Raw genomic sequence first — 13,342 nt, 5'->3', positions numbered from 1 at the left:
TAGAGGATAAGACAGCACCTGCTTCAAACAACTCAACAAATTAAACTTTTTTTTGATGTTCCACAGCAGCAAACTTTATTGAAAACAAAATCTCCCATCAGTTTATGATAGGAGATTTTTTATGATTATTCAAATGTTCTACTTTTTAGAGTTAAATCCATCCGCGGAATCTTGAAGCTTCCGCCATTTTTCTTACACCTACCATATATGCAGCCAGACGCATATCGACACGGCGGGTTTGGGATGTCTGATAGATATTTTCAAATGATTTAACCATGACTTTCTCAAGCTTTTCCTCTACTTCTTCTTCAGACCAATAATATCCCTGGTTATTTTGTACCCATTCAAAATAAGAAACTGTTACACCCCCGGCAGAAGCCAGTACATCAGGGACAAGCAGGATTCCCCGCTCAGACAGGATCCTTGTTGCTTCCAAAGTAGTCGGGCCATTAGCCGCCTCTACTACAATGCCAGCTCTGATGTTATGTGCATTTTCTTCCGTTATCTGGTTTTCTATGGCTGCCGGGACCAGAATATCGCAATCAAGTTCAAGCAGCTCTTTATTTGAAATAGTATCATTAAACAATTTCGTCACTGTGCCAAAGCTGTCACGGCGATCCAGGAGGTAATCTATATCAAGACCTTCAGGGTCATATAAACCGCCATAAGCATCTGAAATACCAACAACTTTCGCACCGGCATCATGCATAAACTTTGAAAGGAAACTTCCAGCGTTTCCGAATCCCTGAACTACAACTCTTGCTCCTTCAAGATTAATGCCTTTTTTCTTGGCCGCTTCCCGAATGCAAATTGTAACCCCTTTAGCTGTTGCTGATTCCCGTCCATGTGAACCCCCAAGTACTAGTGGTTTACCGGTAATAAAACCTGGGGAATTAAATTCATCAATCCGGCTGTATTCATCCATCATCCATGCCATTATCTGCGAATTAGTAAATACATCAGGTGCAGGAATATCTTTAGTAGGTCCCACAATTTGACTGATTGCCCGAACATACCCGCGGCTTAGCCGCTCTAACTCACCGAAGGACATATCACGCGGGTCACAGACGATTCCGCCTTTACCTCCGCCATATGGAAGATCTACAATTCCGCATTTTAAGCTCATCCAAATCGACAGTGCCTTTACTTCCTTTTCAGTTACATTCGGGTGAAAACGAATACCGCCTTTAGTAGGACCAACAGCATCATTATGCTGGGCCCGGTAGCCAGTAAAGACTTTTACTGTTCCGTCATCCATCCGTACGGGAATTTTCACTGTCATCATACGAATTGGCTCTTTAAGAAGCTCATACACCTCATCAGAATAACCCAGCTTCCCTAAAGCCTTATGTATGACCGTTTGAGTCGACTTTAAAACGTCCAATTTTTCAGCTTTATTTGAATCAGTACCTTTCTCGGCTACCATTTGTAAACCTCCTAGAAAAATCACTTTCATTAGTTGTCCGCTTCCATGGAATAGTATACACCTTTGCCTAATTTATGCAAGAAGAATAAAGCAGTTTTCCGCATTTTTTGATATTTTCATGAAAACGCTAACAGCGTTGATATTAAAGGGAATTTTCTGTATTCTCACAGTACTTCTTTTCCCGCTTGAGTACAAAAGAAACATCCTGATAATGCCTTTTACTGCTGTTTAAAGAAACAGCTTTATATATGATATTATTGCAGCTGTTTACCTATATTTGGTTTACCCAATTTTTATATAATTCATGAGCTATTAATTCAGATTTGGTATGATATCGTACAAAATAATGGCCTTCTTAACAAAAAGGCTTTTTTTGTATAAATTGTTGTTTCAGGTATCAATGCTGTCCTTTGATTTCTGCTTCTAAGGCTACGCGTCTGCGGAGCCTCATTTTCCTGCTGCTCCCGAGGAACGTCAACTCAGTAAATATAATACAAATAGCAACAAACTTTGCGATAAAGGCCTAAAAAAAAGAGGTTGATTCCCCTCTTCCACTTTATGAGAAATATTCAACCAGCTTTTTTACAGCGCTGGTCTCGATAATTACTTTCCCATATTCCTGAATAACGTGAATGCTGGTAAAAGCTGAATCCCCGTACTCAGCTAATATGGCAATTACTCGATGAATATTTTCTCCCTCTATATTTGCTGCATGGTAATAATATTTTTCTTTATAAAAGTATAGGCTGCCTGCCTCAATCTGCACGCTGTTCAGACTTTTTGCCATTTGAATTACATCTTCAAAATCCAGGAATTCGAATAATATATCTTCACTGCCATCAACAGTTACCTGCATTTCAATAAAACCATCCTCAAGGAGCTCTTCATCCATCTGCTCCTCCATCGTTACAATCATCACCATGCCCTGTGCCTGCATGGAGAATATCTCTACTGCAACTGAGCCATGAATATCCACACCAAATTCTTCACTTGCCTCTTCCAGCATTTCATGAAAAAGCTGATGCCATTTTAATGAGTCCTTCAAGACATCTTCCTTAGTCAGTCCCCTATCATTCAAGTCATCTAAAGTGAGAAAGATTTTGATTTTATTATAATTCAAACGTTCTAAGCGCATTGTAAGCCCCCTGACCTGAACCAACTCTTTGATTTAGTGTATGAAATATTGCTTAGTTTGTGAGTCGTCTTTTATCTGTAACTAAAAAAAGAACGGCTATTTTCGTAATATATAGTTGTTTTAGCTGTGCGTTGATTGCAGCGAAGGGATGCCAAGTCAATCGCGGGAGGGCGGCGGTTGGCATACCCGGGGCTTCGGAGGATCTCACCTGCCCCGGCTACCGCAGAAAGTTAAATAGGATTCTTTGAGTAATCACCGCATGAAGAAAGCATTTTCGAGATTCTCGCACCAGCTGCAATCAACTCAATAAATAAGATACAAAACAGCCAAAAGAAAAGACCTGGCAAACTGCCAGATCTTTTTTATGAGAGCCGTTCTTTAATCCATTCTTCCCATTCTTTCGGAGAACTGCCCGGAATAAACTGTTCATATTTCTTTTTTTTCTCATTACTAAGGGAATCAATTCCGAATCCCCCAATACCTACCTGGAGATTTTCATAAGACTCAGTAAGTCTCTCTGAAAGATTAAGGGTTTCCGGTACATTTGATTTCATTGTACAGGACAGGAATAAAAACTTGGGTTTAACCACTTCAATTACAGTGTCAATATCTTCATCAGCAATGCTTGTCCCAAGGTAAACAACCTCAAATCCTCTTCTGCGCAGGAATAACGTAAAGACTAAGAGCCCTAATTCGTGAGCTTCTCCAGGTCCGCAAACTGCGACCACCTTGGGGAGAACTCCGTTATGCGGAAAAGAATGCAGAATCATCCCTATTCTTGATCTTAAAATGGACGAGGCAAAGTGCTCATGAGCACTGGTTATTTTCCCCTCCTCCCACAGGTGTCCGATTTTCACTAAAAGAGATCCTAATATATCAATAAGAACTTTATCTATTGTGTAGAAACTAAAAGCCTGATTAATCACATCATGCGCTTTTGATTCATTAAAATGAAGAAGAGCTTCAAGCAGTTCATTAGAGAGGGCAGCCGACCGGTCACCTTCTTTATCCATCTGAAGCGGCTCGGCATTTAATTCCTTGTTTTCCAGAAGGGCAACAGCCTGACTGATGGAAAAACCCTGATCCACTTTCCTGATCAGCCATTTTAATATTTTGATATGCTCTTCCGTGTACAGCCTATGGCCGGATTCATTTCTCTTCGGCGCAATGATTTGATACCGTCTTTCCCATGCTCTTAAGGTTCCTGCCTGGATGCCGAGCATCTTAGAAACGGCCTTTATATTATATTTTCCTTCACCATTAGCCATACCCAGCCCTCCCTTCAATGCTAATTATCAAATCGCCATGTCCGCGAGCCCGCGGGAAAGCGACTAATTTCAGAAGATTATCCCTGCTTAAAAAGTATATTAGAGGCCCTAAGAATTGCAAAATCTGAATGTGTTTTTATTTTGCAGCCTCATTTCTCAGCTTTTTTAAGGTGAGTAAGTGAGTTTCAGATTTTGCCCCCAGCCTTAAAGGCATCCCAGTTGTTCCATAGCCGTTGCTGATCAGAATTGTTGTTTGCGGCAGCTCTTTAATCCGCCCCTTTTCATATGGGCTAAACCCAAAAATATGTATTTGCCCGCCATGCGTGTGCCCGCTTAGGACAAGGTGAATATTTTGTTCTTTTTTTATACTATTAATGATCCTTGGATCATGACTGACGAGAACCCGAAATCCCCCTGGGCCTGCATCCTCAAGTGCAAGGTCGAGCCGATCCCTTTCTTTGCTGAGATCATCAGTTCCCAGCAAAACAAAACGCTCTCCTTCATCTGATTCAAAGGATCGGGCAGTGTTGTCAAGAATTTTAACCCCGCAGTCCAGAAGAAGTGCATCGAGCAGATGATAATCCGCTTCATAATCATTATTTCCCCACACGAAATAGACTGGCCCGCACTCCTTCAAACCCAGCAGGTTTTTCTTTACTCTATCAAAAGAGACGCCTTTTTCCAAAAGATCGCCGCCGATAATCACCAGATCAGGCTTCCTCTCTTTTATCTCCGCGATTATGCTGTCTGATACTGTCCTTCTATGAATATCCGAAATAAAAAAAACCTTTATTTCACCAAAGCTTTCCGGAAATTCAGGAAAGAATAGCTCCTTATATATAATTCTATCCGCAAATGCTTCCCTAAGCATAAACAATAATAAACCTGCACCGCCAATAAAGGCTAAAGCAATTAAATATATCATAAATCCCCCCGCCATCAATTGCCTTCATTAGTCCCCAGCAAAATTAAATTTCTTGAAATCTAAAGAAATAATACCATAGATTGCCGAAAAACAGAAAAGGGCAAATGCTTCCCATGGCGAAAGGACTGACAATGTAAAAAAACATCCAATTAGCAATAAAATCAGTACAGCCGCCAACAATGCATTGTTACTTTTCAACGAATTAATATTTTTGCATATTCCTGCAGTCCACTCGATGATCGTCCTAATAATTTCTGCGTTGGCTATAAAAGAAATAAGAAAAAAAGTCATTCCCAAGACAAAGCCTGCCGGCTCGAGCACAAAGATCACAATCATATCTGAAATCCCCATGGGAATAGATACCGGAAAAAATTTAATAAATAAAATGCCGCCAACAAAGCCTGTCATCAGCTTCAACAAAATTACAAACAATAAAAATCCCTCCCATACAGAGTGTATGAGAGGGAATTATTTTGTTGACTATATATACATTAATCTTCTGTAATATCCAGAACACGGAAACCGGATTTTTCAAGTCGGCTGATAAACTTTTCCATATTATCGTTTTTCTCTACTTTCATTACGATGCGGCGAACCAGCTTATCTGTTTCATCAAAAGTAACAAGGGATATGATGTGTTCATGAAAATAATGGGCAATTTCGGCCAAACGGGCAATTCGCCCTTCCGCTTCCACGGAGGTAAATGCAACCCTTACACCAGGTTTGTTGGTTCCGAAAGCAGACTGGAATTGCGCCAGAACATCAAAACGGGTAACGATGCCCAGAAATTTGCGGTTATCCCCCAATACAGCAAGTAAAGGAAAATCTTTTAAATCCAGCAGTGTTCTCTCAAATATTTCATTTCCCTGTAAATATCGCTCCTGGTGTGTGGCAATATCCTTAACGATAGTTCCTTCAAGGTAATCTTCCTTAGATTTCCCTGACATAAAGAAATTCTCATAAATTCCATATCTGGTAATTATGCCGGCATATTGATCGCCATCCAAAACTGGAAGCCCATCAATCTGGTATGTCTCCAGCAAATCCAGAGCTTCTTTCAATACTGCATCCTGTCCAATTGTCTTACAGTTATGTTTGGGGATCATGATACTTTTCACAAACATTGCCATCACCTCAAGAGTAATATTAAAAAGACCTAACATCTAATTTCGACATAACTCAACTTTTCCCTCTTTTTGTTGGAGGATACAATCATAAAAACCCAGTGTTACTCATAAATTTCAATGACGCATAAAAAGGAGGGATTATGATGAATACACTCCGTAAAACCTGGCACCCGTATGTAAGCCCCTTTGATCCTTGCACTCCAATAAAGGTAAAAACATATTCCACACCTCCAAACCTTTATATGGGATTCCAGCCGCCAGGACTTGAACAATTCACGCCGATGCAGGCATTAAGAGCAGGAACGCTTTGGAAGGCTTTCTATGATCCATGGTACAGTCCCCATGAAAAAGCCAGGGAGGTACAGCAGTGATGAAACAATTGCCGTCAGACTATTATCAGCTTCTTGAACAGCTTCAGGCTGTAGACTTTGTTCTTGTTGAGCTGACTTTATACCTTGACACTCACAACAATGATACAGAAGCCATTCAGCAATTCAACCATTACGCTAAAGAACGGAAAAAACTCAGAAATGCCATAGAGAGCAAATATGGACCGTTAATGCAATTTGGCCACAGCTATTCAGGACAGCCTTGGAATTGGGACGATCCCCCGTGGCCATGGCAGGTGTAGAATCGATTTCAGGCGCCTTCATAATACGGAGGCGCTCAGTCAGGATTTCTAGAGACTTCCAAAGGAGGCTGAGAATAAATGTGGGTTTATGAAAAAAAACTGCAATATCCGGTGAGGGTAAGCACCTGCAATCCCAAACTGGCAAAATACCTAATTGAACAATATGGCGGAGCAGACGGTGAACTTGCTGCGGCCCTAAGATACTTGAATCAGCGTTATACTATTCCGGATAAGGTCATCGGGCTTCTCACAGATATTGGAACAGAGGAATTCGCCCATTTGGAAATGATCGCTACAATGGTTTATAAATTAACGAAGGACGCTACGCCTGATCAAATGAAAGCTGCTGGTCTTGGTGATCATTATGCTAACCATGATAACGCACTGTTTTACCATAATGCTTCAGGTGTGCCTTGGACAGCAACTTATATCCAGGCAAAAGGCGACCCCATTGCAGATTTATACGAGGATATTGCCGCAGAAGAGAAAGCAAGGGCAACCTATCAGTGGATTATTAATATGAGTGATGACCCGGATCTTAATGACGGACTCCGATTTTTAAGGGAAAGAGAGATCATTCATTCCCAGCGCTTCAGAGAAGCCGTTGAGATCCTTAAGGAAGAACGGGATAAGAAGAAATTCTTCTAAATATCTAAAAAAAGAAGCAGGCAGGCTGCTTCTTTTCTCATTTGTTCTCATGATAAAGGTTAATATCATAATTTTTTTTCATCATTTCGAAAACGGTATGGCGGTTTTTCCATTCATCTTCTTTTTTCCAAAGATCCTTGCTCTTATCAATTATTTCGCACCTTAGTGCATGAAATTCTTTTTCTGCTTTCTCTCTTTTTTCTCTCAGAAGATTCATAAGCCCATAAACGCCAACTGTAAAAACAAGCATATAGAAATTAGCAGACTTATTGACAAAAGCCGAAAACATGGCTGCAAATGAGTAAGAGTATGGCTGCATAACACTCTTATAAAGATAAAATAAGAATAAAAAAGATATAAAAACGGTCGCCCACATGGCAATTAAATGCCAGGACTTGAATCGGTCAAACTTTCGTTTTCTTTCTACTACTTTCTCAAGCATTTTTCTTGTTGCCTGGTCTGTACGTTCATCAAGCATTCTAATCGGCGATTCCAACATGCTCCCTCCCTTTCATTATAATGTATGAGCTTGTACATTATTCTATGACTGGGATAGAAGCGGCCGATAGACTTAGACTCTTTATTAGTCAAGCGGGATTTTTAATACCTGGCCTGTTTGAATTTCATTTGACGGCAAATTGTTCGCTTGCTTTATAATTTCAATACCGGACTGGGATTTATAATAGGTCATGGCAATTCGAAAGATTGTTTCCTGCGGTTTAACCGTATGGTAGACAACCTTGCCTTCCTTTTTTAATTCTTCCTGTTTCCCGGCTGGTTTCGTAGAATCTGTACTTTCTGGAGCTGTATGCTGGGGCTGCTTTTCTGAATTGGGTTTAGAACCCTTTTCTTCTGTATCAGGGTTTTTGGGAGTCTGTTTTTCCTGATGGCCGCTGGCAGCTTCTTTCTCTTTTGCTTCCTTCTCTTTTGTCTCTTTATTTTTTGCTTCTTTCTCTTGTGTCTCTTTAGCTTTTTCAGGCTTCTCAGTTTCCTGCTCTTCCCTTACGACTATGGTCGTCCCTTTATCTTCATCATTCGTGGCAAAAACAACAGTTTCCGTACCAATTTCCTTTGATTCCGCATTTAACCCGGTATTGATGCTTTTATCACTGCTTACATAATGATAAATGCTGAAAATGGTAATCGGGAGCATGATAAAAAACAAAGCGAGCAGACGAATAACAGGGTATTTAACACGCCATTTATTTTTTTTTCTTTTTTCCTGATGTATACGGCTCCGCGGCGGCAGAGCGGATTTTTGTCTGCTGTCTCCCATTTCCGGTTTTCTTTCAATCTTCTTGCGAAGTCTTTCAGCCTGATCTCTATAAGGGTCTTCTTTATTCATGTTTCATCCCTTCCTGTAAAAAAAATCATAAGAAGTATAAATTGAAGCTGCTGTTAACTATTGTTCATGACATATCCTCTCTGGATTTTTTCAGGTACTGTTTTCTGATAAGAATACCCAAAAGAAAGTCAATCAGAAAATGCATAACAATCGTAACAAGCAAATTATTGGTTATATGATAAATATAACCTATTAAAAAGCTTAATGTAATAATATTTACAAACAAAAACCAACTAAAAAAATAACGATAATGAACAAGCGCGAAAATAAGACTTGAGACAGCAAGTCCGAAATGGGTCTGTATGACACCCCTGAACAGAAGTTCTTCACTAATAGCCACCACTGCTGCAATAAATGCGATATGAAGATAGTGGCGATTTTGAAAGATTTTCTTATTTAACCCACCGTCATCATACAATTCATCAGGGAGGACCTTCATCAAGATCATATCAATCAGCACAACAGCCAACCCCGCAGCTGCACCAATGACGAGAATATTCCAATCATTGAGTACAAAAAGAGCCTGGAATTCCTTAAAGCTGTTAAACAATATAATACTCAGGATAAATGTAATAGCTAAAATAAGCGCCTGAGTAAGATAGAGATGAAATAATAGTTCCCTGTCTGTCAATTCCTTAATGATGTCCTCATATCTTTTCTTCATTTTGGTCACTCACCTGGAATCAGAAGGTATTCTAAATGATTTTTCCAATCATAAAGCGTGCTGCCCTGATTATCTGATTTTGTGTTTCTTATGAAATTTTCAATTTGCAGTCCGCATATATCACAGCAGAATTGAACTGAAGTATTTTTTTCCTCATCAAAGCAGGAAAGTATATTCTCTCTCCGGCAATTTCTGCTATGTACCCACCTGTAAACTTCCTCTATGCTATTTCTTTTCAATTTGATTCTGCCTTCGCAGTATTCTTTCATTTCCTGCAGGATCCTTTTATAACTCAATCCAGATTTGTTTTTCCGTTCAAAAAAATCATTAAATATTCTCCACTGAATATCTGTTAACCCGGAACGCTGCTTAATTTGCTCTTCATGAGCACTGATATTTATGATCGCATCCGGGTTTTCTCCCAGCCAGTAACTGATCCAATCAATTTGAGACTTGTCAGGAAATTCATTTTCGGCAATCTGTATGGGAAGCTGCTCATCACCGGGTGCATAGAGCATAATAGCTATACTTTGCTTTCCATCTCTCCCTGCCCGTCCAATTTCCTGCAAATAAGATTCAATCTGAAGAGGCATATGAAAGTGTATCACATACCGGATATTATCTTTATTTATTCCCATGCCAAAGGCGCTGGTTGCGCAAATAAGATCCAGCTGTCCGTGGATAAACTGCTGCTGTACTAGGATGCGGCTTTCCTGGTCCATCCCGCCATGATAAGACATTACTCGTTTAGCTCCTTTTTCCCTCAGCAGATCGGCTATTTGTTCAGCCATTTTTTTGCTGGAAAAATAGATAATTCCAGGACCCTTTAGGGTCTCAGCAAGCTCTATAAGCCTTTCTGTTTTTACACGGTAGTTTTCTGTCTTTTCTACACTTAATGCTATATTAGGACGATCAACGGAGTAAATAAATTCGCTGCAGTCCAGTATGCCAAGTGACTTCTTTATATCTGCTTTTACCTCACGGGTAGCTGTGGCAGTTAAAGCGAGTGTAACCGGGTTCCCTATCTTTTGCCTCACTTCTCCAAGCTTTAGGTAATCAGGCCTGAAATCATATCCCCATTGGGAGATGCAATGAGCCTCATCTATTACAAATAAAGCGATGCGCAATTTTTCCAGCTGAGATAGTACTGGTTCATAATAAAGCATTTCGGGTGAAATAAAGATAAACTTATACTGATCCAGATTATTCAATGCCTGTCTTTTTTCTGAGCGGGATAAAAATGAATTGAATGCTATCACCCTTTTTTCCCCATTCAACATAAGCTGTTCAGCCTGATCCTGCATAAGGGACAGCAAAGGAGAGATAATAATCACCTGGCCTTCAATCATATACCCCGGCAGCTGATAACAAAGCGATTTACCTGTACCTGTAGGCAGCATGGCAATCGTATTTCGGCCTGCTAGCACGGATTCAATGATTTCCTTTTGTCCAGGTCTGAAGGCAGGATATCCAAACTTGCTTTGCAATAGTACTTCCAATCTCATTGTCCCTCTCCAAGCTTTGCCATTACTAATCTGATTTCAAAATAATCGGATTCAGGCACTATTTGACGTATTTGTTTTAATTGCAAGGAATCTGCACTGTTGGCCGCATGAAGGATCAGTTTCTGTTTTTCCTCCGAGACATAACGAGTGATATTAAAGGAGCTGTCGTTTAAAGCTATTTCCACAACATGATCCTCAATCGTACTTTTTTTCAACCTTCTTATTTTCGCGATTTCAGCTAAGTCCTGTCCCTGTTTTAACAGTGAATACGTTTTTTGGGCTGACAATGTTAGCTGTACTGCATTTCCTGCACCGCTCACGATTTTATCGATAAGCGGATATTCAGCAGAATTTTCCCTTGCGCTTTCCAGTATATGATGAATAGCTCCAAGGAACTGATGGTGGTAATAATCCTGTTTGATTCCGAGCTGCTCTGAAGCCTGAACAGCTGTGAGTCCAATACGGCTATAGCCTGTAAGCCTCAATGTCAGGACAGCAGGATTAATATCTTTCAGCTCTTCAAGGCATTGGACAAGCTCCCTGTACAGCATTCCCCCAACTGTATCACGGTCAAATCCGGATGTCCTCAGAAAGTCTTTCAGCCATTCATGAACACCTCGTTTTCTTTGGATAGGCAGGTATTTTACATTGTTATTATTTAACTGTGAGATAACCTGAATTAGAAGCGTAATCCTCTCCCAAAACAGTTCACCTGTACTATGATACAGCCATCCGTTTAATGATGAAGGAATTGGACATTCTATAAGTGATCTTTCCAGCTCTTTCTTCCCTTTTTCAGTCAAAGTATAATGCTTTTCAGTAATGGCAGTCATCCAGCCGCTGCTTATGATTTCCTCTGCAAGTTTTTCCAGTACCTCCCTGCTTAAATGTTCAAATGAACGAAAAAGCGGGGTAAGTTGGAATAAATGAGCATCCTGGATGGTTTGGGAAGACTTTTTTCCATTTAGCAAATGTAAAATGGAATATAGAGTTCTTTGTCCCTGCAACTCATTAACACAGTACATTATTACAGATTTCAAATAAGATCTATGCATTATTTTCACCTTACGGCTTAAGATTTTTTTATTGTTTCATTACCTTGATTTTCTTCCTTCTATTTTATCATGAAAAAAATCGGCAGGCCGTTTTAATTATTTATCACAGGGTAAATTATGCCTAAACCCTTATCTGATAAGCATTCTCAATACATTTTCTATTGAAAAGTTGAACATACAGTTTTACAATAGGATGTGAGGAATGTGTTACCATCATCTTGATGGAAGATTAATTGTTTAATTCTTGGGAGGTTTTTTCATGGCAAAGTATACAATTGTTGACAAAGAAACATGCATTGCATGTGGAGCTTGCGGCGCAGCGGCACCGGACATTTATGATTATGATGATGAAGGCATCGCATTTGTAACCCTTGATGATAACCAGGGTATCGTTGAGATTCCGGATGTTTTAATTGACGATATGATGGATGCATTCGAAGGCTGTCCAACCGATTCAATTAAAGTTGCTGATGACGCTTTTGATGGCGATCCGCTTAAATACGAATAATCCTTCAACCATACTCTTATTTTTGTTAAGCTACTGCTCCCTTTCAACTTGAAAGGGAGTTTTTCTATGATACTTTTTATTCAAATGGAAAAAGCAGCGGAACATTTTCCGCTGCTTTCATTTATATATTCATCATGCTGCGCTATTTATTACAGCCTGTTTTTCTACCCAAGTTCTCATGCGTGTAAAAATAAGCATAAACACCATTGAAATGATAAATCCCTTTAAAATATTAAATGGCAGTATCCCTGTCACAATCATGGTTCTCATTTCAGGCGCTGACATTGCCGGGAAATTCAGAAAGAATGTATATGCTGGCAATATGACAAGATAATTAAGCACACTCATAATGACAGCCATTACCATGGTGCCGATTACAAGCCCGAACGTCATGCCTTTTTTTGTCTTCAGCTTGCTGTATACATAATAAGTAGGCAAGACGAACAAAATGCCTGCTGCAAAGTTTGCAATATGTCCAACAGGTACACCTGTTGCACTCCCTGTCATGAAGTAATCAAGAATATTTTTAATAAGTTCTACTAATATTCCTGCCGCCGGGCCAAAGATCAACGCTGCGATTAATGCAGGAATATCGCTGAAGTCAATCATTAAAAATTGCGGAAACGGCGGGATTGGAAAATTGAGCAGCATTAATACGTAAGAGATGCTGCTTAGCATTCCGATGGCAACCATTGATTTGATATTAAGTTTTTTCAAGTTCCTCTCTCCTTTTTAGGACTATCTCTCCTAAAGAAGAAAGGTTCAGCTAAGCTAATATCTTCGCATTAAATAACCCTCAAGTTAACATAACTTGAGGGAGAATTGCAAAGGCACGCTTAATAACGTTCAAAACCTGCACTTTTTGAACGTCTGCAGAACCTCCATCTTCTCCCATCCAGACTGTACTGTCGGCTTTGGAATCTCACCAAATCCTGCCCAATTTAATGGAAAGTGCTTTTACTAAAAACATTTCTCTCAGGCTCGCGGGCTTAGAGTCAAAACTGACCCATCACCGCCGGTCGGGAATTTCACCCTGCCCCGAAGATAGACCGTATTTGTTTATACAAATTAATTATACTGAAAAAAAGTTATTCTGTGAAGGGAT

The 13,342-nt window shown here is 39.9% G+C and carries 16 protein-coding genes and 1 riboswitch; of the genes, 4 read left to right on the top strand and 12 right to left on the bottom strand.

Features of this window, described 5'->3' with window-relative positions; genetic code table 11:
• Nucleotides 1–151 precede the first annotated feature (151 nt).
• The 6 genes from AC6CHU_RS14725 to AC6CHU_RS14700 form a co-directional block, all read right to left on the bottom strand.
• Nucleotides 152–1,426, bottom strand: a complete 1,275-nt coding sequence (locus AC6CHU_RS14725; protein WP_159868643.1) for a Glu/Leu/Phe/Val family dehydrogenase — start codon at nt 1,424–1,426, stop codon at nt 152–154.
• A gap of 556 nt (nt 1,427–1,982) precedes the next feature.
• Nucleotides 1,983–2,561 (bottom strand): genetic competence negative regulator, encoded by a 579-nt coding sequence (locus AC6CHU_RS14720; RefSeq protein ID WP_159868640.1) that lies wholly within the window; start codon nt 2,559–2,561, stop codon nt 1,983–1,985.
• Between the two features lie 362 nt (nt 2,562–2,923).
• Complete coding sequence (locus tag AC6CHU_RS14715; protein ID WP_159868637.1) at nt 2,924–3,829, bottom strand: MerR family transcriptional regulator; 906 nt, start codon at nt 3,827–3,829, stop codon at nt 2,924–2,926.
• 136 nt (nt 3,830–3,965) lie between these two features.
• Nucleotides 3,966–4,754 (bottom strand): metallophosphoesterase, encoded by a 789-nt coding sequence (locus tag AC6CHU_RS14710; RefSeq protein ID WP_159868634.1) that lies wholly within the window; start codon nt 4,752–4,754, stop codon nt 3,966–3,968.
• Between the two features lie 27 nt (nt 4,755–4,781).
• Complete coding sequence (locus tag AC6CHU_RS14705; RefSeq protein WP_251284406.1) at nt 4,782–5,162, bottom strand: hypothetical protein; 381 nt, start codon at nt 5,160–5,162, stop codon at nt 4,782–4,784.
• A gap of 83 nt (nt 5,163–5,245) precedes the next feature.
• Complete coding sequence (locus AC6CHU_RS14700; protein WP_159868628.1) at nt 5,246–5,878, bottom strand: CBS domain-containing protein; 633 nt, start codon at nt 5,876–5,878, stop codon at nt 5,246–5,248.
• Between the two features lie 146 nt (nt 5,879–6,024).
• Here AC6CHU_RS14700 and AC6CHU_RS14695 point away from each other — a divergent pair, with 146 nt between their 5' ends.
• The 3 genes from AC6CHU_RS14695 to cotJC all read left to right on the top strand — a co-directional run bounded on the left by AC6CHU_RS14695 (nt 6,025) and on the right by cotJC (nt 7,160).
• Nucleotides 6,025–6,252, top strand: coding sequence for a spore coat associated protein CotJA (locus tag AC6CHU_RS14695; protein WP_159868661.1), 228 nt, complete (start codon nt 6,025–6,027; stop codon nt 6,250–6,252).
• Nucleotides 6,252–6,512, top strand: a complete 261-nt coding sequence (locus tag AC6CHU_RS14690) for a spore coat protein CotJB (RefSeq protein ID WP_159868659.1) — start codon at nt 6,252–6,254, stop codon at nt 6,510–6,512. The genes AC6CHU_RS14695 and AC6CHU_RS14690 overlap by 1 nt, the downstream gene beginning before the upstream one ends.
• A gap of 78 nt (nt 6,513–6,590) precedes the next feature.
• Nucleotides 6,591–7,160 (top strand): spore coat protein CotJC, encoded by a 570-nt coding sequence (cotJC, locus tag AC6CHU_RS14685; RefSeq protein ID WP_159868625.1) that lies wholly within the window; start codon nt 6,591–6,593, stop codon nt 7,158–7,160.
• Nucleotides 7,161–7,197: 37 nt separating this feature from the next.
• Here cotJC and AC6CHU_RS14680 read toward each other — a convergent pair whose 3' ends face one another.
• The 5 genes from AC6CHU_RS14680 to AC6CHU_RS14660 form a co-directional block, all read right to left on the bottom strand.
• On the bottom strand, nt 7,198–7,656 hold the full coding sequence (locus AC6CHU_RS14680) for a YpbF family protein (protein WP_159868657.1): 459 nt from the start codon (nt 7,654–7,656) through the stop codon (nt 7,198–7,200).
• A gap of 87 nt (nt 7,657–7,743) precedes the next feature.
• Complete coding sequence (locus tag AC6CHU_RS14675) at nt 7,744–8,505, bottom strand: LysM peptidoglycan-binding domain-containing protein (RefSeq protein ID WP_159868622.1); 762 nt, start codon at nt 8,503–8,505, stop codon at nt 7,744–7,746.
• Between the two features lie 64 nt (nt 8,506–8,569).
• Nucleotides 8,570–9,169, bottom strand: a complete 600-nt coding sequence (locus tag AC6CHU_RS14670; RefSeq protein ID WP_159868619.1) for a CPBP family intramembrane glutamic endopeptidase — start codon at nt 9,167–9,169, stop codon at nt 8,570–8,572.
• Nucleotides 9,170–9,174: 5 nt separating this feature from the next.
• On the bottom strand, nt 9,175–10,674 hold the full coding sequence (locus AC6CHU_RS14665; protein WP_159868616.1) for a RecQ family ATP-dependent DNA helicase: 1,500 nt from the start codon (nt 10,672–10,674) through the stop codon (nt 9,175–9,177).
• Nucleotides 10,671–11,645 carry a YpbB family protein gene (locus AC6CHU_RS14660; protein ID WP_251284408.1) on the bottom strand — a complete coding sequence of 325 codons (975 nt, stop codon included), beginning with the start codon at nt 11,643–11,645 and terminating at the stop codon, nt 10,671–10,673. Before AC6CHU_RS14660 ends, AC6CHU_RS14665 begins: the two co-directional genes overlap by 4 nt.
• Before the next feature lie 343 nt (nt 11,646–11,988).
• Here AC6CHU_RS14660 and AC6CHU_RS14655 point away from each other — a divergent pair, with 343 nt between their 5' ends.
• Complete coding sequence (locus AC6CHU_RS14655) at nt 11,989–12,237, top strand: ferredoxin (RefSeq protein ID WP_026584182.1); 249 nt, start codon at nt 11,989–11,991, stop codon at nt 12,235–12,237.
• 132 nt (nt 12,238–12,369) lie between these two features.
• Here the strand turns inward: AC6CHU_RS14655 and AC6CHU_RS14650 are convergent, their stop codons facing one another.
• Complete coding sequence (locus tag AC6CHU_RS14650; protein ID WP_159868610.1) at nt 12,370–12,954, bottom strand: ECF transporter S component; 585 nt, start codon at nt 12,952–12,954, stop codon at nt 12,370–12,372.
• Nucleotides 12,955–13,116: 162 nt separating this feature from the next.
• Nucleotides 13,117–13,287: riboswitch (FMN riboswitch) on the bottom strand.
• Nucleotides 13,288–13,342 lie beyond the last annotated feature (55 nt).

This window comes from Cytobacillus sp. GQ23 (assembly GCF_059758675.1).
The sequence above is the reverse complement of the archived record's forward strand: the minus strand, read 5'-3'. Positions and strand labels throughout refer to the sequence as shown.

Excerpts from the sequence above, each read along its gene's own strand:
- AC6CHU_RS14725 (WP_159868643.1), bottom strand. The coding sequence starts at position 1,426 with ATGGTAGCCGAGAAAGGTACTGATTCAAATAAAGCTGAAAAATTGGAC.
- AC6CHU_RS14720 (WP_159868640.1), bottom strand. The coding sequence starts at position 2,561 with ATGCGCTTAGAACGTTTGAATTATAATAAAATCAAAATCTTTCTCACT.
- AC6CHU_RS14715 (WP_159868637.1), bottom strand. The coding sequence starts at position 3,829 with ATGGCTAATGGTGAAGGAAAATATAATATAAAGGCCGTTTCTAAGATG.
- AC6CHU_RS14710 (WP_159868634.1), bottom strand. The coding sequence starts at position 4,754 with ATGATATATTTAATTGCTTTAGCCTTTATTGGCGGTGCAGGTTTATTA.
- AC6CHU_RS14705 (WP_251284406.1), bottom strand. The coding sequence starts at position 5,162 with ATGACAGGCTTTGTTGGCGGCATTTTATTTATTAAATTTTTTCCGGTA.
- AC6CHU_RS14700 (WP_159868628.1), bottom strand. The coding sequence starts at position 5,878 with ATGTTTGTGAAAAGTATCATGATCCCCAAACATAACTGTAAGACAATT.
- AC6CHU_RS14695 (WP_159868661.1), top strand. The coding sequence starts at position 6,025 with ATGAATACACTCCGTAAAACCTGGCACCCGTATGTAAGCCCCTTTGAT.
- AC6CHU_RS14690 (WP_159868659.1), top strand. The coding sequence starts at position 6,252 with ATGAAACAATTGCCGTCAGACTATTATCAGCTTCTTGAACAGCTTCAG.
- cotJC (WP_159868625.1), top strand. The coding sequence starts at position 6,591 with ATGTGGGTTTATGAAAAAAAACTGCAATATCCGGTGAGGGTAAGCACC.
- AC6CHU_RS14675 (WP_159868622.1), bottom strand. The coding sequence starts at position 8,505 with ATGAATAAAGAAGACCCTTATAGAGATCAGGCTGAAAGACTTCGCAAG.
- AC6CHU_RS14670 (WP_159868619.1), bottom strand. The coding sequence starts at position 9,169 with ATGAAGAAAAGATATGAGGACATCATTAAGGAATTGACAGACAGGGAA.
- AC6CHU_RS14665 (WP_159868616.1), bottom strand. The coding sequence starts at position 10,674 with ATGAGATTGGAAGTACTATTGCAAAGCAAGTTTGGATATCCTGCCTTC.
- AC6CHU_RS14655 (WP_026584182.1), top strand. The coding sequence starts at position 11,989 with ATGGCAAAGTATACAATTGTTGACAAAGAAACATGCATTGCATGTGGA.